Origin of the sequence: Nocardiopsis sp. CA-288880, from assembly GCF_050955985.1 — a bacterium.
GTDB classification, from domain to species: Bacteria; Actinomycetota; Actinomycetes; order Streptosporangiales; family Streptosporangiaceae; genus Nocardiopsis; species Nocardiopsis tropica.
This window is the reverse complement of the sequence record NZ_CP192105.1, coordinates 6,652,968-6,671,433: the sequence shown is the minus strand read 5'-3', so window position 1 is coordinate 6,671,433 and position 18,466 is coordinate 6,652,968. Positions and strand designations below refer to the sequence as shown.

At 71.5% G+C, this 18,466-nt stretch carries 15 protein-coding genes; 9 read left to right on the top strand and 6 right to left on the bottom strand.

The window, feature by feature from the left end; genetic code table 11:
• The first annotated feature begins 317 nt into the window (after nt 1-317).
• On the top strand, nt 318-4,799 hold the full coding sequence (locus tag ACQPYD_RS28665) for a HAMP domain-containing protein (protein WP_433698522.1): 4,482 nt from the start codon (nt 318-320) through the stop codon (nt 4,797-4,799).
• Between the two features lie 6 nt (nt 4,800-4,805).
• On the top strand, nt 4,806-5,444 hold the full coding sequence (locus tag ACQPYD_RS28660) for a response regulator (protein WP_433698521.1): 639 nt from the start codon (nt 4,806-4,808) through the stop codon (nt 5,442-5,444).
• 232 nt (nt 5,445-5,676) lie between these two features.
• On the opposite strand, the gene ACQPYD_RS28655 is transcribed toward ACQPYD_RS28660, so the two are convergent.
• Nucleotides 5,677-6,843, bottom strand: coding sequence for a PAS domain-containing protein (locus ACQPYD_RS28655; RefSeq protein WP_433698519.1), 1,167 nt, complete (start codon nt 6,841-6,843; stop codon nt 5,677-5,679).
• Between the two features lie 103 nt (nt 6,844-6,946).
• On the opposite strand from ACQPYD_RS28655, the gene ACQPYD_RS28650 reads away from it, so the two are divergent.
• Both ACQPYD_RS28650 and ACQPYD_RS28645 read left to right on the top strand, forming a co-directional pair.
• The gene (locus ACQPYD_RS28650; RefSeq protein ID WP_433698517.1) at nt 6,947-7,702 is read left to right on the top strand and encodes an ANTAR domain-containing response regulator; all 756 of its coding nucleotides are present in this window, start codon (nt 6,947-6,949) and stop codon (nt 7,700-7,702) included.
• 52 nt (nt 7,703-7,754) lie between these two features.
• Nucleotides 7,755-8,102 carry an STAS domain-containing protein gene (locus ACQPYD_RS28645; RefSeq protein WP_433698516.1) on the top strand — a complete coding sequence of 116 codons (348 nt, stop codon included), beginning with the start codon at nt 7,755-7,757 and terminating at the stop codon, nt 8,100-8,102.
• Here ACQPYD_RS28645 and ACQPYD_RS28640 read toward each other — a convergent pair.
• Together ACQPYD_RS28640 and ACQPYD_RS28635 are read right to left on the bottom strand one after the other, a co-directional pair.
• On the bottom strand, nt 8,092-9,024 hold the full coding sequence (locus ACQPYD_RS28640) for an anti-sigma factor RsbA family regulatory protein (RefSeq protein WP_433698515.1): 933 nt from the start codon (nt 9,022-9,024) through the stop codon (nt 8,092-8,094). The genes ACQPYD_RS28645 and ACQPYD_RS28640 overlap by 11 nt on opposite strands.
• Nucleotides 9,025-9,110: 86 nt before the next feature.
• Nucleotides 9,111-10,388 carry a glycosyltransferase gene (locus ACQPYD_RS28635; protein WP_433698514.1) on the bottom strand — a complete coding sequence of 426 codons (1,278 nt, stop codon included), beginning with the start codon at nt 10,386-10,388 and terminating at the stop codon, nt 9,111-9,113.
• A 770-nt stretch (nt 10,389-11,158) separates the two neighbouring features.
• On the opposite strand from ACQPYD_RS28635, the gene ACQPYD_RS28630 reads away from it, so the two are divergent.
• A complete protein-coding gene (locus ACQPYD_RS28630) occupies nt 11,159-11,920 on the top strand; it encodes a PP2C family protein-serine/threonine phosphatase (RefSeq protein WP_267946617.1) in 762 nt (253 codons plus the stop codon).
• Between the two features lie 113 nt (nt 11,921-12,033).
• Here ACQPYD_RS28630 and ACQPYD_RS28625 read toward each other — a convergent pair whose 3' ends face one another.
• The 3 genes from ACQPYD_RS28625 to ACQPYD_RS28615 form a co-directional block, all read right to left on the bottom strand.
• Complete coding sequence (locus ACQPYD_RS28625) at nt 12,034-12,717, bottom strand: copper resistance CopC family protein (RefSeq protein ID WP_433698512.1); 684 nt, start codon at nt 12,715-12,717, stop codon at nt 12,034-12,036.
• A 79-nt stretch (nt 12,718-12,796) separates the two neighbouring features.
• On the bottom strand, nt 12,797-13,366 hold the full coding sequence (locus ACQPYD_RS28620; protein WP_433698511.1) for a copper resistance protein: 570 nt from the start codon (nt 13,364-13,366) through the stop codon (nt 12,797-12,799).
• A 280-nt stretch (nt 13,367-13,646) separates the two neighbouring features.
• Entirely contained in the window at nt 13,647-13,910 is a 264-nt protein-coding gene (locus tag ACQPYD_RS28615) for a WhiB family transcriptional regulator (protein ID WP_402918663.1), read from the bottom strand.
• An 821-nt stretch (nt 13,911-14,731) separates the two neighbouring features.
• Between ACQPYD_RS28615 and ectA the strand changes: the two genes are divergently transcribed.
• The 4 genes from ectA to ehuB all read left to right on the top strand — a co-directional run bounded on the left by ectA (nt 14,732) and on the right by ehuB (nt 18,463).
• Nucleotides 14,732-15,202 (top strand): diaminobutyrate acetyltransferase, encoded by a 471-nt coding sequence (ectA, locus tag ACQPYD_RS28610; RefSeq protein WP_433702163.1) that lies wholly within the window; start codon nt 14,732-14,734, stop codon nt 15,200-15,202.
• 89 nt (nt 15,203-15,291) lie between these two features.
• Nucleotides 15,292-16,557 (top strand): diaminobutyrate--2-oxoglutarate transaminase, encoded by a 1,266-nt coding sequence (gene ectB / locus ACQPYD_RS28605; RefSeq protein WP_433698510.1) that lies wholly within the window; start codon nt 15,292-15,294, stop codon nt 16,555-16,557.
• 129 nt (nt 16,558-16,686) lie between these two features.
• Nucleotides 16,687-17,088, top strand: coding sequence for an ectoine synthase (locus ACQPYD_RS28600; protein ID WP_267946611.1), 402 nt, complete (start codon nt 16,687-16,689; stop codon nt 17,086-17,088).
• Between the two features lie 523 nt (nt 17,089-17,611).
• On the top strand, nt 17,612-18,463 hold the full coding sequence (gene ehuB, locus ACQPYD_RS28595; protein ID WP_433702162.1) for an ectoine/hydroxyectoine ABC transporter substrate-binding protein EhuB: 852 nt from the start codon (nt 17,612-17,614) through the stop codon (nt 18,461-18,463).
• Nucleotides 18,464-18,466: the final 3 nt, after the last annotated feature.

The window sequence follows — 18,466 nt, the reverse complement described above, 5'->3', positions numbered from 1 at the left end:
GGAAACCTCCGGACCGGGGGTCGCGCGGTACCGCTCCCCGTGATACCACCACGCCCCCCGGGGCACGGGGGACGGCGCGCTGACCGGCCCGGGGAGGCGGGCGGAGGAGCCCAACATGGAGAACCCGCCCGTGCGGCCCATCCCGGCCGGTTAGTGTAAGTCGACACATCCGCTTCTTTCGGGTGGTACTTCGCGCGGGTAGCGTGACGGGGTGTCACCAAGGGTACGCGGGCCACACCGCGGACCCCCTGCCCGTGCGCCCGTCCGGCGGACCGGCGGGACACAGCGGTGACGAGGCAGGTTGAGGAGGGGGTTCGATGCCCGAGGCGGTCAAGGAACTGGTGGCCGACGACCAGCTCGACGAGATTCTGCGTGCCCTGTACCGCATGCGCGACGGCGACTTCAGCGTCCGCCTCCGGAAGCGCGGCAGCGGCACGGTCCGGGAGATCGCCTCCGTCTTCAACGAGGTGGTCGACCACAGCGAGCAGCTGAGCAAGGAGCTCCAGCGGGTCGGCGACGTCGTCCGCGACGAGGGGCGGCTCAACGAGCGCGTCAACGTCAACCCCTCCCGCGGGGCGTGGGGCGAGAGCGCCCAGGCCCTGAACGAGCTCCTGGACGAGGTCGCCGAACCCCTGTCCGAGGTCGCCCAGGTCCTGGACTCGGTCGCGGAGGGCCAGCTGAGCCGCCGCGCCTCCACCGACGGCCGCCGCGGCGAGCTCCGGGGCGACCTGCTCCGCCTGGCCACCACCGTCAACCGCATGGCCGACCAGATGAGCGGGTTCACCGAGGAGGTCACGCGCGTGGCCCGCGAGGTGGGCACCGAGGGCAAGCTCGGCGGCACCGCGCGGGTCGAGGGCGTCTCCGGCGCCTGGCGCGAGGTCACCGAGTCCGTCAACCAGATGGCGTCCCGCCTCACCGTGCAGGTCCGCGACATCTCCGAGGTGACGACGGCCGTGGCCCGGGGTGATCTGAGCAAGAAGATCACCATCGACGTCCAGGGCGAGATGCTCGACCTCAAGGACACCGTCAACACGATGGTGGACCAGCTGTCCACGTTCGCGGACGAGGTCACGCGCGTGGCCCGCGAGGTGGGCACCGAGGGCAAGCTCGGCGGCCGGGCCAACGTGCGCGGCGTGCAGGGCATCTGGAAGGACCTCACCGAGAACGTCAACTCGATGGCGGACAACCTGACCAACCAGGTGCGTGACATCTCACAGGTCACGACGGCGGTGGCCAGGGGCGACCTGACCCAGAAGGTCCAGGTCGACGTGCAGGGCGAGATGCTGGCCCTGAAGAACACCGTGAACACCATGGTCGACCAGCTCGACTCCTTCGCCGACGAGGTCACGCGCGTGGCGCGCGAGGTCGGCACCGAGGGCAAGCTGGGCGGTCGCGCCAACGTCAAGGGCGTGTCGGGCATCTGGAAGGACCTGACCGACAACGTCAACTCCATGGCGAACAGCCTCACCTACCAGGTCCGCAACATCTCCCAGGTGACGACCGCCGTCGCCGCCGGCGACCTCACCAAGAAGATCACCGTGGACGCCCAGGGCGAGATGATGGAGCTGAAGGACACCATCAACAAGATGGTGGACCAGCTCGACTCCTTCGCCAGCGAGGTCACCCGGGTGGCGCGCGAGGTGGGCACGGAGGGCAAGCTCGCCGGGCAGGCCCACGTCCGCGACGTCTCCGGGGTCTGGAAGGACCTGACGGACAACGTCAACTCCATGGCCAACAACCTGACCTACCAGGTGCGGCAGATCTCCATGGTCACGCGCGCGGTCGCGGCGGGCGACCTGACCAAGAAGGTCACGGTCAACGCCAAGGGGGAGATCCTCGAGCTCAAGGACACCATCAACGTGATGGTCGACCAGCTGTCCGCGTTCGCCGACGAGGTCACGCGGGTCGCCCGCGAGGTCGGCACCGAGGGCAAGCTGGGCGGTCGCGCCAACGTCAAGGGCGTGTCCGGCATCTGGAACGACCTCACCGAGAACGTCAACTCGATGTCGCACAACCTCACCACGCAGGTGCGCAACATCTCCGAGGTGACGACGGCGGTCGCGGCCGGAGACCTCACGAAGAAGATCGACGTCAACGCCCAGGGCGAGATCCTGGAGGTCAAGACGACGGTCAACACCATGGTGGACCAGCTGTCGGCCTTCGCCACGGAGGTCACCCGCGTCGCCCACGAGGTGGGCAGCCAGGGGCAGCTGGGCGGCCAGGCCAAGGTCGAGGGCGTCTCGGGCACCTGGAAGCAGCTCACCGACAGCGTCAACGGGCTGGCGGGCAACCTCACCACGCAGGTGCGCGCGATCGCCGAGGTGGCCAGCGCCGTCGCCGAGGGCGACCTGACCCGCAACATCCAGGTCGACGCCCGCGGCGAGATGGAGCAGCTCAAGGACAACATCAACCTGATGGTGTCCAACCTGCGCGAGACCACCGCCACCCAGCGGGACGCCGACTGGCTCAAGTCCAACGTGGCCCGCATCTCCGGCCACATCCAGGGCCACCGCGACCTCAAGGAGCTGGCCCGCCTCATCATGACCGAGGTGACGCCGCTCATCGGCGCGCAGCACGGCGCCTGCTACCTGCCCGAGGCCCAGGACGACGAGGAGAACTTCCTCTTCTACGCGGGGTTCGGCTTCGAGCCGGGCGAGAGCCGCCGCCGCGTCCGCAAGGGCGTCGGACTCATCGGCGAGGCCCTCTCGCAGCAGGTCGAACAGCAGGTGGGCAACATCCCGCCGGGGTACGTCAAGGTCGAGTCCGGCCTGGGCGAGGCCTCGCCCCGCAACCTGTACATCCTCCCGATCGTCTCGGAGGAGCGCGCCCTCGGCGTCGTGGAGTTCGCCTCCTACGGCGAGTTCCGCGAGATCCACAAGAACTTCCTGCGCCAGCTGGTCGCCCTGCTCGGCACGACGATCAACACCATCCTCGCCAACAACCGCACCGAGCACCTGCTGGAGCAGTCCCAGCAGCTCACCAGCCAGCTGCGGGAGCGCTCGAACGAGCTCCAGCGCCAGCAGGAGGAGCTGCGCGGCAAGAACGCCGAACTCCGGCAGAAGGCCACCCAGCTCGCCAACCAGAACAGGGCCATCGAGCTCCAGAACCAGCAGATCCAGCGGTCCAGGAACGCGCTGGAGGAGCGGGCGCACCAGCTCCAGGTCTCCTCCAAGTACAAGTCCGAGTTCCTGGCGAACATGTCGCACGAGCTGCGCACACCGCTCAACAGCCTGCTCATCCTGGCGCGACTGCTCGCCGACAACGGGGAGCAGAACCTCTCGCCCAAGCAGGTCGAGTTCGCCCAGACCATCCACAAGGCGGGCAGCGACCTGCTGCTGCTCATCGACGAGATCCTCGACCTGTCCAAGGTGGAGGCGGGCCGCGCGGAGGTCCAGCCGAGCGAGGTGTCCATCGGGCAGCTGGTGGACTACGTCGAGGCGACCTTCCGCCCGGTCACGGGCGAGCAGGGGCTCGCGTTCGCGGTGGACGTGTCGCCGGACATCCCGGGGACGCTGTGGACCGACGAGCAGAGGCTCCAGCAGATACTGCGCAACCTGCTGTCCAACGCCGTCAAGTTCACGCCGCAGGGCGAGGTGCGCCTCCTCATCGAGCCCGCGTGGGCGCTGGAGGACGCCGACCTGGAGATGTTCGAGGAGAACGAGGAGGTCATCGCCTTCACGGTCGCGGACACCGGGATCGGCATCGCCGAGGACAAGCTCCAGGTCATCTTCGAGGCCTTCCACCAGGGCGACGGCGGCACGTCGCGGAGGTTCGGCGGCACGGGCCTGGGCCTGTCGATCAGCCGGAACTTCGCCCGCCTGCTGGGCGGTGAGATCCGGGTGCAGAGCGTCGCGAACCAGGGCTCGACCTTCACGCTGCTGCTGCCGGTCCGCCTTCCCGAGGACGCCGGGGACCGGGACGACCAGGCGGTCGGCGTGTCGTCGGTGCCCATGCTGGAGACCGGTCGCGGCGACACCGACCCCGCCCAGGACGCCTTCGGGACCGCGTTCGGGACGGGCGTCCCGATCGACGACTTCGCCATGCCGGACGAGGACTTCGACGCGGCGGTGGCCGCCCTCACCGACATCGGCCACGAGCCGCTGCCCACCGTCCCGGTGCTCAAGGCGCCCGAGTCGGCCGCACCGGCCGGGGGAGAGGCAGCGGAGGAGCCGAAGGAGGCCGAGGCGCGCACCGACCCCGAGCGGCGCGCCGTCCTGGCCGGCCAGCGAGTCCTCATCGTCGACGACGACGTGCGCAACGTCTTCGCCCTGACGAGCGCCCTGGAGGCGCAGGGGCTGGAGGTGCTCTACGCCGACAACGGCCACGCGGGCATCGCCAGGCTGGAGGCCAACGAGGACATCTCCCTGGTCCTCATGGACGTGATGATGCCGGAGCTGGACGGCAACCAGACGACCCAGCGCATCCGGGAGATGCCGCAGTTCGCCGACCTGCCGATCATCTCGCTCACCGCCAAGGCCATGCAGGGCGACCGCGAGCGCAGCCTCGCGGCGGGCGCCACGGACTACGTGACCAAGCCCGTCGACCTGGACCACCTGCTCGACGTCATGCGGCGCTGGCTCACCGCGGGCCGGGAGGAGACCATCGCCGGAGCGGCGGCCGAGGACGCCGCCGCCGCGGCGGCCTCCGCCGGAACCGGGGCCGACGGCGCGGACGACACACGGACCGGGCAGAATGGCGCGACGGCCGACGACGGCGGCAACACCCGCGCCGGTACCAGGGATAACAACGACCCGAACGGGGACACTGGCACCAGCACCCCGACCGAAGACCTGGAGTAACCCGAAGTGACCCAGAAGGCCAACATCCTTCTCGTCGACGACCGCGACGAGAACCTGATCGCGCTGGAGGCCGCCCTCACGTCCCTCGACCAGAACCTGGTCCGTGCGAACTCCGGGGAGGAGGCGCTCAAGCACCTCCTGGGCACCGACTTCGCGGTCATCCTGCTCGACGTGGTCATGCCGGGGATGGACGGGTTCGAGACCGCCGCCCACATCAAGCAGCGCGAGAAGACCAAGGACGTGCCGATCATCTTCCTGACGGCACAGGAGATCGACCGGCACCAGGTCTTCCGCGGCTACGCGTCGCGCGCGGTCGACTTCCTGCTCAAGCCCTTCGACCCGTGGGTGCTGCGCTCCAAGGTCGAGGTGTTCGTGGAGCTGCACCAGCTCAAGGCGCAGATGCGCGAGCAGGCCCGCGCCCTCCAGCGCGACCTCGGCCAGGAGACCGGGGAGCCGGGCAAGGTCCTGGCCGAGCAGCTGGCGCAGCGCTCACGGCAGGTGCAGTCCGACCTCGCCGAACTGCGCGAGCACATCGTCACCAACTACCAGGACGTGGACCAGCCCCTCGTCAACGGCGTGCGCCGGATGGACCGGTCGGTGTCGCAGCTGTCCACACTGGTGGACACCCTGCACGGCCCCGAGTAGGGGTGTGCCTGCTCCGGGGCTCCGCCCCGGGGTTCGGGCGCCTTGGGGCCGGTGTGCTTCGTCCTCGTCCGCGCCTGCCGCTCGTTCCTCGCTCGCGGCTCGACTCGTCCTGCAGCACCCCGGCGGCGCCCTCACGCACAACCCCCTGGGGTGGGGTCGTGCCCTCACGCGCAACCCCCTGAGGCGGGATCGGCTTGTACCGGCCACCCCCCGGGGGGGCGGGGGAGCGGGATCAGGGGACGGGGCGGGGAGGGAGCGCCAGTCCGATGTGCTCGCCGATCTCCTCGATGAGCCCCAGGTCGGCGAGGCGGAAGCTGCTGCGGTTGCTGCGGCGGATCAGGGTGAGCGCGCCGCGCACGCCCCGGCTCCCCCGGAGCGGGACGGAGAGGAGCGACCCGGCCCCGAGAACCGCGAGCAGGGGAGCGCCCGACCCGGCGGCACCCAGCACCGACTCGTCCTCGATGAGGGGGAACAGCAGGGACTGGCCCCGGCCGAGCACCTCGCCGGGGATCTCGGACCCCCCGGGCGACACGGCCGCGACCTCTTCCCGCACACCGGGCGCCGCGTCGGGGGGACCGGCGACCACGGCGCGCCGGGCGACCCCGGGGTCGGTGGGCAGGTCGCACACGTCCACGACCACCCAGTCCGCGTAGGAGTCGGCGAGCAGTTCGGCGGCGTCCGCGAGGGCGAGCGGCTCCCCCGCCCCGCCCGGCCCCGCGGACCGCAGCAGCAGCCGCGTCATCCTCGTCAGGACGTCCAGCCGGCGAGCGGCGAGGACCACCACCTGGTCCTCCACCTCCGGTTCGAGCGGGGACGGGGCCTCCTCCTCGGCGCCGTTCATCGGCGGCGACATCGCCACCAGCACCAGCGGGTTCGGCTCGGCGGGCAGCTCCAGGCGGGTGAGGGTGAGGTGGACGTCCTCCGCCCACCCGCGCTGCGCCAGCCGCGACTCCAGCGAGGCCGGCCCGTCGCCGCGCAGCACGGCCGCGAGCCAGGACTGCATCGCCGCCCGTTTGCGCAGGTCCACGAAGTGGGCGAAGGTCTTCCCGGTGAGGTAGCCCGGCGCGCTGCCCAGCTGGGCGGCCCCCGCGTTGTTGATCCGCCTGATGTACCCCTCGTGGTCCAGCAGCACGACCGGGACGCTGAGCTCCGTGAACACCGCCCGGAGCAGGTTGCGGTCGTCGTCGTTCTGGCGGCGCGGCCCGGGCTGGCTGTGGGCGCGGGCCAGCTGCGCCCCCGCGTCGTTGAGCAGGCGTTCCGCGTACTCCAGCTCCGCGAGGGCCGCCTCGGCGGTTCCCTCGGCGTCGTCCGGGTACATCGTGTGCGTGTTGCGGAGGGCGGCTGTTCTCTCACTGAGAGCAGTGGTCTCGCGTTGCAACCCGGCGAGGTTCTCCGACACGCTCAGGGCTCCCGTCGTGGCTGGTCTCTCCCGGATGTCCGGGTCCGTGATCCCCAAGGTTACGGTTAGCGGGTGAGCCCCGGACGCGGAAGGAGGCCCCGCCGTGTGGATCGAACGCCTGGCCCGCGACATCGGTGCGCTGGGACAGGCGGAGAACACCACCCTCGAACGCGCCCTGGACCAGATGAGCAGGGCCGCCGCCTTCGGGGTCCCCGGCTGCTCGGCCGCCCTCGTCGTGCTGTGGCGCGAGGTCGAGGGGGCCGACGGGACGGTCCGCCACGTGGTGACCGACTACGGCGCCTCCCACGCCGACCTCTCCGCCGCCTTCGAGCACCAGTACACGACCGACCAGGGCCCGACGGTGGAGGCCGTGCGGGAGATGACCCGGGTCGGGGTCGCCGACGTGCTCCGCGAACCCCACCGGTGGCCGAGCTACACCGCCATGGCCGTCCAGTGCGGCGACCGCTCCTCCATCACCCTGCCCAGCCTCCTGTCCGGCGACGGCGCCGACGACGACCGCGTGGTCACGTTCGGGGTGCACTCCGGCCGCGCCGACGCCTTCGACGAGCAGGTCGTCGCACCGCTCACCGCACTGCTGGCGGAGCACGCGGCGGCGGCCCTGCACACGGTGGGGCGCCAGGCCGACGTGGCGCGCGAGACCGCGCACATGCGCCGGGCGATGTCCGCGCGCACCTACATCGACCAGGCCAAGGGCATCATCATGCACGCGCGCGGCTGCGACGCGGACACGGCCTTCACCGCGCTGCGGGAGGTCGCCCAGCGCAACCGCAAGCGGGTCGTGGACGTCGCCAGGGACCTGGTCATGGAGAACACTGCGGGTGACGAGTCCCGAGCGTGATCGAAAACCGCCATGATGAGGCTCCGACCCGCAGCGACAAGGAGAAGCGACCGTGACGTCAGACATCTCGATCCGTCGCGAGCACGACGTCGTCGTCGTCACTCCCGTGGGGGAGATGGACGCGGTGACCTCTCCCGGCCTGGCCGACGTCCTGGAGGAGGTCCTGGCCGCCGACCGGCCGCGGGGCGTGGTGGTGGACCTCGCCAAGGTCGGCTTCTGCGACTCCCGCTGTATCGGGGTGCTCGTCGCGGCCTTCCGGCGCGGCCGGGACCTGGACGTGGGGTTCGTGGTCGCCGAGCCGCAGCAGCAGGTCAACCGCCTGTTCGTGATAGCAGGCATCGACCAGGTCATCCCGATCGTGCCGAACACCGACGAGGCGGTCGACTCGCTCAGGGGCTGAGACCCCCGAGCCCGTCCACGAAGTGCAGCCGTACCGTCGACCCCCCGCCGTCCCCGCTGATCTCCAGGAAGTCGCAGCTCTGGCGGGTGATCCACAGCCCGTAGCCGCGCGGGCGCATGCTGTCGGCGGGACGGTAGCCCGCCAGCGGGTCGGTGAGGCCCCCGTGCTCGTCGAACACGTCGCACACCCACCGGTCGGGGCCCCGCCAGAGGCTGACGGAGCCCTTGCCCGCCCCGTGCTCCAGCACGTTCGCGGCCAGCTCGTTCACGGCCACGACGAGGCTGTCGGCCCGGTGCCGCGCCAGGCCCAGGGACTCGCAGAGCGCGGTCAGCTCACGGCGCAGCCGGGGGAGCGACATCCCGATCTCCAGCCGGTGGACGGGCCCGCCGACCGGCAGGGGGTCCGGCACGGCCGGCAGGGCGCCGAACGCCGCCGTGCCCAGGTAGCCGGGGTTGGGGCCGGGCCCGCCGGGGCCCACCAGCGCCGGATGGGTGGCGCGCACCGCCGCGCGGGCCCTCGGTCCGAGCAGCCGCCCGTCGTAGGCGCACAGCAGGCGCAGGCTCAGCGGCGCCAGCGCCGTGCACAGGACCGACTCCAGGCGCAGCCACTCGCGCGTCTCGGTCCCCGAACCGGAGGGGGGCGGTGGCTCCGCCACCAGCGCCACGGGTTCGTGGGTGAGGGTCAGGCGGTGCAGGGCCGCCAGGGTGCGCCCAGGGGCCTCGTAGAGCCCGTCCCTGTCGAGCACGTGGACGCGCGCGCCCTCCGCGGGGGACAGGGACCCGACGAGCGCGGCGGCGCGGGCCCCGGAGACGGCGAGCGCCGCGTGGGCGCCGCCGCCCAGCGCGGACCGCAGCCGCTCCAGGGCCGTGTCGTGGAACCGCCCCTCGCTCTCGAAGAGGAGTCCCTGGTGCTCGAAGGTCATCGGCGCACGGCTCCGCGCCCCGGCCGCCCGGAGGGGGCTCCGCCGGGCTCGGGACACGGACACGGGGGGACGGGGGGCCACACGGATCAGCGGGTGGCCCCGGACAGCAGGAGGCTGTCCGTCTCGCTCCCGTCGGCGCCCCCGTCCTCCGCCTGCTGCGGGCGCGACCGGTCGTAGGCGATCTCGGTCTCCACGGCGATCCGCTGCCACGTGAACCGCGAGCGGGCACGGTCCACGGCGGCGATCCCGTAGGCGGTGCTCATGGTCGGGGTGCTGAGCACGGCGCGCACGGAGCGCGCGACCTCGTCCGGCCGGCCGAACCGCATCAGCACGCCGCTGGTGCGGTGCAGGACCGCGCCGGGGGTCGCGCCGGTCGCGGTGGCCACGACGGGCAGGCCGCAGGCCATGGCCTCCAGGACGGCGCCGCCGTAGGGGTCGTAGGAGGCGGCGGACACGTACACGTCGGCCGAGCGCAGCAGGCGCGGCAGCTCCTTGCGCTCGACCGGTCCGACGAGGTGGACGCGGTCGTCGACGCCGGCCTCCTTGGCCAGGAGCTCCACCCGGCGGGCGTTCTCGTCGAGGGCGACGTCGAGGTCCTCGGCGGTGGAGACGATGAGCAGCTCCGCCTCGGGCAGGCGGGTCATGGACTCGACGAGGCGGTCGGCGCCGCCGGCCTCCGTCAGGGAGGTGACCGACACCAGCCGTGCGCGCTCCTCGCGCCGGGAGGTCCAGTGCTCGGCCGAGGTCCCGCCCTCCATGCTGAAGTGGTCGGGGTCCACGCCGAAGGGCACGACGCTCACGTGGTGCCGGGGCACGCCCAGGCGCGCCAGCTCGCCCTGCTGGTCGGTGGAGTTGACCAGGACGTGGTCGGCGCGGGAGGCGAGGATCGTCTCCATGCGGGCGCGTTCGGGGTGGTGGGACAGCCCGGAGCGCTGTTCGCTGGCGTTGAGGGAGTGGAAGGTCTGGACGAGGGGGGTCCCGCTCTGGTCGCTCTCGCTGTGCGCCTGGGCGTGCAGCGCCGCGAGGCCGCTGGTCCAGCCGATGGCGTGCAGGACGTCGGGCGCGTCCTCGTCCAGGACCGCGGCCAGGGCGGTGCCGAAGGCGCCGGTGTGCTCGGCGTGCTCATCGGCGGGGAGCGGGCTGGCGGGACCGGCGTCGAGGTAGGTGACGGAGACGCCGCGCGCCATCCGGGTGCGCCCCTCCGGCTGCTCGGGGTCGCTGCGACGGGCGTAGACCGTCACCTTGTGACCGAGTTTGGCCAGCTGCCGGGAGAGCGCGCAGACGTGCAGGCTCGCGGGGCAGGCGGGCTCCCCCCGGTGGGCGGGAAGGGGGTTGGCGTGTTCGGCGATCATGGCGATCTTCACTGGGCTGGACTCCTTGGGCGAGAACGGTGCCCGTCGTAGGTGCGAACGCCCGAGGTGACTCCGGAGCGGGGATCGGAATCCCCCCGGGCGGGACGGCGGCTGTGCGATCCAGGGGAGAGCGGGCGCACGGGTCGGGAACGCCCGGGCACAGCGGGTGGTGGACGCCGGGCAGCACTGACGGCCGCGCGCACGGAGGGCACGCGGCTGCTGCGGGGCGAACCGGGAAAGGAAGAGAGGCAGGGCAGACGCACAGTGATCACACCAAACGACCGTCGAAGGAGATCGAGGACCACGGGCGCGACGGAGTCGCGGCGCACGTGGCGGGTCGTGTGTGTCTGCGTCTTAGACACCCAACGGGGCCCATTCTGCCAGACGCCTCGTGGGCGGACAACGCGAGGCCGGTCTCGCACCATGCCCCAAGGAGACTTCGGGGCGGACCGTAATACCCCGGGAACCCCTGTGCGCTGGGGGTTCTCCGTACCCGCCGATCGGCCCTGTCGGGCGCGCGTGGACGCCGCTACTGTCGGACCGGGACCACGGAAGGCCGCGACACACACCGGAGGCCCACCCGTCACAGCACTTTTATCGGCCGGAACCGGTGCGGGAACTGCATATCCGGGTGTTTTCCGCCATGATGTACGCGGATTTTGACCGACTCCAGCAGTAGGTCGGTACGGTTACAGAATCCAGACGTTGAACGGGACTCGACCAAGGTCCGGCGCGTGGCGCCGGGCAACCGGCCACGGCCGACGAAACGGGAGGAAGGGCGTATGGGTGTCGCTGGTGGGGAAGTCATTGTCACGGCCCTCACGCACCGGGGCGCTATCCGCCCCGCCAACGAGGACGCCGTCGTCATGGGTGCTCTCACCGTCGCCAGTGCGAACATGACCTCTCCGGTCCGCTGCGTGCTGCCGGTGAGCGAGCCCGTCATCCTGGCGGTCGCCGACGGGATCGGCGGACAGGCCGCGGGGGAGATCGCCTCGGAGCACGCGGTGCACCGCATGGCCGAGATGGGGCCGCGGCTGAACGGCCCCGAGGAGATCGCCCAACTGCTGAGCAACATCGACGAGGAGATCAAGGACCACGCCCTCCAGCACACCGAGTTCTCCGGCATGGGGACCACGGTCGCCGGCGTCCTGCTCAACAACGACGGCAACTTCTGGTTCAACGTCGGAGACTCCCGGACCTACCGCCTGGAGGGGCGCCGCCTGCGGCAGCTCTCCGAGGACGACTCCCCTGCGCTCCCCCCCTCCGAGGACGGCCGCCCGGTCACCACGAACTTCATCACCCAGTCCCTGGGCGGCAGTTCCGGCGGCTCGATGGTCCCGCACGTGGGACGCGACGACGCGGCCGACCCGAGCGCCTGGCTCATGTGCAGCGACGGGCTGTCCGACCTCGTCCTCCCCGAGGAGATGGAGCGGATGATCGCCGAGGCCGGCAGCGACGAGGCCGCCGTGCACGCCCTGTGGCAGGCCGCCATGGAGGCCGGCGGCAAGGACAACATCAGCATCCTGCTGGCGCGCCGCGTCTGACCCCGGCTCCGGCGCGCGCGGGTCCCGCCCCGCGGCGGCCGGCGCGGGACGCACACGAAGGGCCCGTACACCGCGAGGTGTACGGGCCCTTCCGCTCGCGGACCGGCGCCGGCCTACTTCCGGTCGGCGCCGCCCGGACGGTTGCGCATCCGGACCAGGACGAGCACGACCGCGCCGATGCCCGCGATCGCGACGACGGCCACCACGGCCAGCGCCACGGGGGAGACGCCGCCCTCGTCGGCCTCCTCGGCGGAGACCTCCTCGGCGGCGGGCTCCCCGGCGGGCTCGTCCGCCTCCTCGGCGGCGGGCGCCTCGCTCTCACCCGCCTCCGGCTCCGGCTCCGGCGCCGCGGCGGCCACGGCCTCCTCGGTCACCGTGAACGTCAGGCTGTCCTGGATGGGGTGGCCGTCGGAGGACACGACGCGGAACCCGATGGTGTACTCGCCGGCCTCGTCCAGGGGGCTCAGCGCCACGGACACGTCCGTGCCGTCGAACGCGAGCTCGCCGTCCTCGTAGGTGGTCTCCCCGTCCGGCCCCGTCACGACGACGGCGCTTCCGCTGCCGCCCTCCATCGGCGCGTTGTTGAAGGTCAGCACGACCTCCTCGGGCACAGTCTCCAGGGTCTGCCCGTCCTCGGGGCTGGAGTCGGTCAGTACGTCGTGGGCCAGCGCGGGCGAGGGAGCCAGCGCCAGTGCCGCGGCGGCGAGGGGGGCGAGGAGGGCGGCGGCCGCGCGCGGGAGCACGCGGGAGGCGGTCCCGGTCTCGTCGAGGGGGGCGCTGCTGCTGGTGGTGGTCATGTTCTTCTCTCAGCGTTCGTGGTCGGTTCGCGCCCGGCGCGCGGGTCCTCCGGTACGGGGACCGCGCGGTCCGGGCCTCTCACAGTGCGGACGGGCGCGAACCGGGAGGGCCCCGGGGCCGGTGCGCCGAGAGCGGGGCGGGGGAGGGCACCGCGGAACGGGCCGGGGACCGGACCGGAGCGGCGGCGCCGAACGCGAGGCGGGGGACGAGCAGCGGCGGCAGCGCGCGTGCGAACAGCGCGGCGAGGAACCACAGGGCCGCCTCGCCGTGGGCGAGCAGGGCGGAGGCGAGCAGGGCCGCCCACAGGTGCGCGAGCAGCATGCCGGGCGCGAAGCCGAGCGTGTGCGCGAGGAACCCGTGGCCCGCGTGGCCGGCGTCGGCGCCGAACACGGGGTCGACCGAGCCCTGGAGGACGAGGTGCAGGGCGACCTGGACCGTCGCCATGACGGCGAGGATGTCGCCGAAACCGCGCATGGACCGGGTGAAGAACCAGAGCACGGGGAAGAGCACCGCGGTGGCGGCGGCGAACCCGCCGGCGGAGGCGGGGACCTCCGCCCACAGGTTGTGGCCGCCCCAGGCCAGCCCGGTGCACGCCGCGGCGAGGGACGCCGTGCGTGTGAGGCGGAGTGTGCCGTGGGCGGGTCGCACGTGAACGAACCTAGGCCGTGCCCCGGGGGGCCGCAAGATCTCCCAAAGGTGAGAATCGTGCCCCTGGGGTCGCGGATCGGCGCGGAGCGTGACGGTCCACGGTTCGGCACCTCGCGTTTCCGGTCGGGCGGCCGGGGTCCTCCTCCCGGGCCGCGGGGCGGGGCGGCGCCTGGAGGGGGCGCGGACGTGGAAGAGGCCGCCGGGCGCGATCCCCCGCGCTCCCGGCGGCCTCCTCCGTCGCCCTTCGCAGCCTTCGTGCGCGGGCGGACCCGTGGGTCCGCTAACCGGCCGGTACGAGCTCGCGCCGCATGTAGCGTCGCTGCTCGGGGGTGGTGCCACCCCAGACTCCGTGAGCCTCACCGGCACGAAGGGCCCACCGCAGGCACTCTTGGCGAACAGTACAGCTGCGGCAGACGGCGACGGCCTGTTCGGTGTCGGCGCGCCCGATCCCGGTGCTGCTCACCGGGAAGAAGATCTCCGGGTCGTACGAGCGGCAGTTGCCCTGCTCGACCCAGTCCTCGCTCTCGTGGTACAGGCGGTTCACGGGGCGCCTCCGATCCGTGGCTTGGTCCATGGTCCGTGGGCCGCGCCGTGTTCCCGCGGCGGGGCCGGAAGTCTCCGCCCCGCCCGCGTTCCCGTCGACCGGGCGGAACTGCGGCGAAGCGATGCGACTAAGTGTAGTACTACATGAGGTCGTACTACACGGAGTCTGCTGGAAAACCGCCGAATCATCAAGGACGTTCGGCCGTGTCAGACTCCTTCTCCGCCCCTCGGCGGGCGGGGGCGGGGCCGTGCGCGCGGGCCGGGCGGGGGTCGGGAAAGCTCGAAGAATTCCAGCGCACGGACCTTTTCCGGGGCCCCGCCGCGTAGCGTGTGACCTGAGGCGCCGCCCTGAAGAGGCGTTATGTCGCGAGGTTCCCACCGAATTGATGTGACTTAACGCACGCTTAATATTGCTCGGTAAAGCTCTATGTTTGACCGTGTCGGACGGCAGCCGCACGAGGCGCCGCCCTCGCCCCCGCGCGCCGCCCGTACCCGGCCCGCGCGCCGAACCGCCTGATGGGCGGGGCGTGGACCGCGCAACCGGGGTCCCCGCGACTCCCCTCGAAAGCCCTGGTCAGGGCCTTGGTTCGCTGCTAAATAAACGGGCCATACCCGATGCGAACCTCCCGAAACATCTGCGCGGAATCTCTGCGGAACCTCATTGACATTCGTTCGCTAAGTTCGATCGACGTGCCACATCTACGAACGAACCTCCAAGCACGCGACCGAACTGACACCGGGGCCGAGAGCCCTGAGACGACAGGGGCCGCGGGCCGTGGGGACGTGCGCCTCGCGCACCCGTCCCCGGAGGACGGGCCGCACATGTGGCGGCTGGCCGGGGAGACGGGAATGGACGTCAACTCCCCGTACGCCTACGCGCTCTGGTGCCGGGACTTCGCCACGACCAGCGTCGTCGCCCGCGACGGCGAGGGCCGTGTCGCGGCCTACGTCACCGGCTACGTGCGTCCCGACAGTCCCGACACGTACTTCCTCTGGCAGGTCGCCGTCGACTCCGCGTTCCGCGGACAGCGGCTGGCCCGCCGGATGCTCGACTTCATCGGCGACCGGATCACCGACCGTGGTCTGCGCTATCTCGAAGCGACCGTCACACCCGACAACACCGCTTCCCGTGCGCTGTTCGCGTCGTTCGCCCGGGACCGGGGCACCGAAGCCGTGTGGAGTCCGCTCCTGACCGGGGAACACTTCCCCCAGGAGGGGGACACCCCGCACGAGCCCGAGGACCTGGTCCGGATCGGCCCGTTCGGGCAGGCACCGGGTCAGGGGCGTGACTGACCATCCGCACCGGATCGACCGATCCCGACCCACCCCGTCGTCCAAGCCATGAGCCCACGAACCTGGGGAAAGGAACCGAGGTACACACGATGGAGACCTTCCAGCGCCTGGAGTCCGAAGTCCGCGGATACTGCCGGAACTGGCCGGTCGTCTTCGACAGGGCGGTCGGAAGCCATGTCTACGACGAAACCGGCAAGCCTTACCTCGACTTCTTCGCGGGAGCGGGCTCGCTCAACTACGGGCACAACAACCCCGAGCTGAAGACCTCGCTCATCGAGTACCTGACGGACGACCGCATCGTCCACAGCCTCGACGCCTACAGCGTGGCCAAACGCGAGTTCCTGGAGACCTTCGAGCAGATCGTGCTCAAACCGCGGGGCCTCGACTACAAGGTGCAGTTCCCCGGTCCGGCGGGCAACAACGCGGTCGAGGCCGCGCTGAAGCTGGCCCGCAAGTACACCGGCCGCTCGACGATCGTGAACTTCACCAACGGCTTCCACGGCATGACCCTGGGGGCCCTGGCCGTCACCGGCAACTCGATGAAGCGCGGCGGCGCGGGCGTGCCGCTCGACCACGTGGCCACGATGCCGTTCGACAACTACCTCGACGGGCGCACGCCGGACTTCCTGTGGCTGCGCAGCCTGCTGGACGACAGCGGCAGCGGACTGGACAAGCCCGCCGCCGTCATCGTCGAGGCGGTCCAGGGCGAGGGCGGCATCAACGTCGCCAGCGCCCAGTGGCTGCGGGAGCTCTCCGACCTCTGCCGCGAGTACGAGATCCTCCTGATCGTCGACGACATCCAGATGGGCTGCGGCCGCACCGGCGACTTCTTCAGCTTCGAGGAGGCCGGGATCACCCCGGACATCGTCACGCTGTCCAAGTCCATCAGCGGCTACGGCCTGCCCATGGCCCTCACCCTGTTCAAGCGCGAGCTGGACGTGTGGGAGCCGGGCGAGCACAACGGCACCTTCCGCGGGTTCAACCCGGCGATGGTGACCGGGGCCGAGGCGCTGCGCCGCTTCTGGAGCGACGACTCCTTCGCCGCCTCCACCAAGGCCAAGGGCGACATGGTCGCCGCGCGCCTGGGGGAGATGGCGGCGGAGCACTCCGACTTCGGCGCGCACGTGCGCGGCCGCGGGCTCGCCCGGGGCCTGGCCTTCGAGCAGGACGGCATCGCCAAGAAGGTGGCGGCCGAGTCGTTCGACCGGGGCCTGCTCCTGGAGACCTCCGGGCCCGAGGACGAGGTCGCGAAACTTCTTCCGCCGCTCACCGCGACGGAAGAGGAACTGACCGCCGGCCTTGACATCATGGCTGACGCGGCCCGTGCCGCGGTCAAGGTGGCACAGCCCGCCTAGGGCCCGGCGGCGGTCCCACATCCACGCGGTACGGGGCCGGACGGCACTCCCAGGGGGGAGGGTCGTCCGGCCCCGCGCCGCGTCGCACCACCCCAGCAAGGCGCAGCAGCGCGTTTAAGGAGCAAGCCAGTGATCGTTCGCAGCATGGACGAGGTCAACGACACCGAGGCCGACATCAAGACGGAGAACTGGCGCAGCCGCCGGATCATCCTGGCCAAGGAGAAGGTGGGCTTCTCCTTCCACGAGACCGTCCTGTACGCGGGCACCGAGTCGACCTTCTGGTACGCCAACCACGTCGAGCTCGTGCACTGCATCGAGGGCGAGGCGGAGCTGACCAACGAGGAGACCGGGGAGAAGCACACCATCACCCCGGGCACCCTCTACCTCCTCAACGGCCACGAGAAGCACACCGTCCGTCCCAAGACGGACTTCCGCGTGCTCTGCGTGTTCAACCCGCCCGTGACCGGGCGCGAGGTCCACGACGAGAACGGGGTCTACCCGCTCGTCGTGGAGGAGGACGCCCCCGCGTAGGGCGCCGACACGGCAGCAGGTGGGCGGGGTCCGCGTGGCGGACCCCGCCCACGGTCGTTTCCCGGGTTTTGATGAGGGTCTGCCGGACCGGGCCCGGGGCGCGACGAGGGGAGGGAAGCGTGGCGGAGAACCGACGCCCCAGTGTGACCGCGCCTCGGACCCAGGGTCACCAGGTACAGGTGACCCGCCCTGAACAGGCCGAAAGCCGGGTCACCCGGTGACCGCGTATCCATAACCAGTGCATAACGGACTAAACCCGTCTCGTTACTGCCGGATGTGCTCGGGGAGGGAGACCCCGTACCAGCGCCGCCGCTCCGTGTCCCGACCGGCGGCGGCAGCCGCGGCCCAGCGCCGCGCACCGCCCGCACCAGGCGTCCCACCATCCGAACGCGCGGCGCACCCGTCCTGCCTTCCCGGTCGGGTGCGCCGCCTCGCGAATCACCGAGGAGCAGTCGTGAAGAAGCAGGTACCAGCGATCAGCCGAGGAACCTGGGGCCGCCGAGACGCACTCCGGCTGGGCGGCGTGGGGCTCGCCACGGTCGGTCTCGCCGCCTGCACCCGGGTCGACGGGGGAGGCGGCGGGGAGGAAGGGGGACAGTCCACCCTGGAACGCCTGCGCGAACAGGGCTTCGTGAGCGTCGGCCTCGCCAACGAGATCCCGTTCGGGTTCATCGACGGCAGCGGCGCCCCGGCCGGGCAGTCCCCGGCCGTCGCCAGAGCGGTCTTCGAGGAGCTGGGCGTCCCGGAGATCCAGCCGACCCCGGTCACCTGGGACGGCCTGATCCCCGGCCTCCAGGCGAACCGATTCGACGTTCTCGCCGCCGGCGTGTTCATCACGCCGGACCGCTGCGGGCAGGTCGCCTTCACCGAGCCCACCGCCACGTCCCCGGAGGCCTTCCTCGTCAACGAGGGCAACCCCGAGGGCATCGAGCACTTCACCTCGTTCGTGGACAACCCCGACCTGACCCTGGCCGTCCTCAACGGCTCGGTCGAGCAGGGCTACGCCGAGGAGTTCGGGGTGCCCGAGGGCCAGCTGGAGCTCATCCCCGACCAGACCACCGGCTACGAGCTGCTGGAGGCGGGCCGGGTCGACGCGGTGTCCATGCTGAAGGTCTCCCACGAGTACCTCCTCATCGACCGCGGCGGCCCCTTCGAGGTCACCGAGGCGTTCTTCCCCGAGATCAACGGGCGCGAGGAGAAGGGCTGGGGCGGCCTGTGCGTCCGCCAGGAGGACACCGAGCTCCTGGAGGAGATGAACCGCGTCATCGCCGAGTTCAAGGAGAGCGGACGCCTCCTGGAACTGGGCGAGGAGTGGGGCTTCACCGAGGCGGACCTCCCCGACGACACGACCACCGCCGAACTCTGCGAGGGATGACCA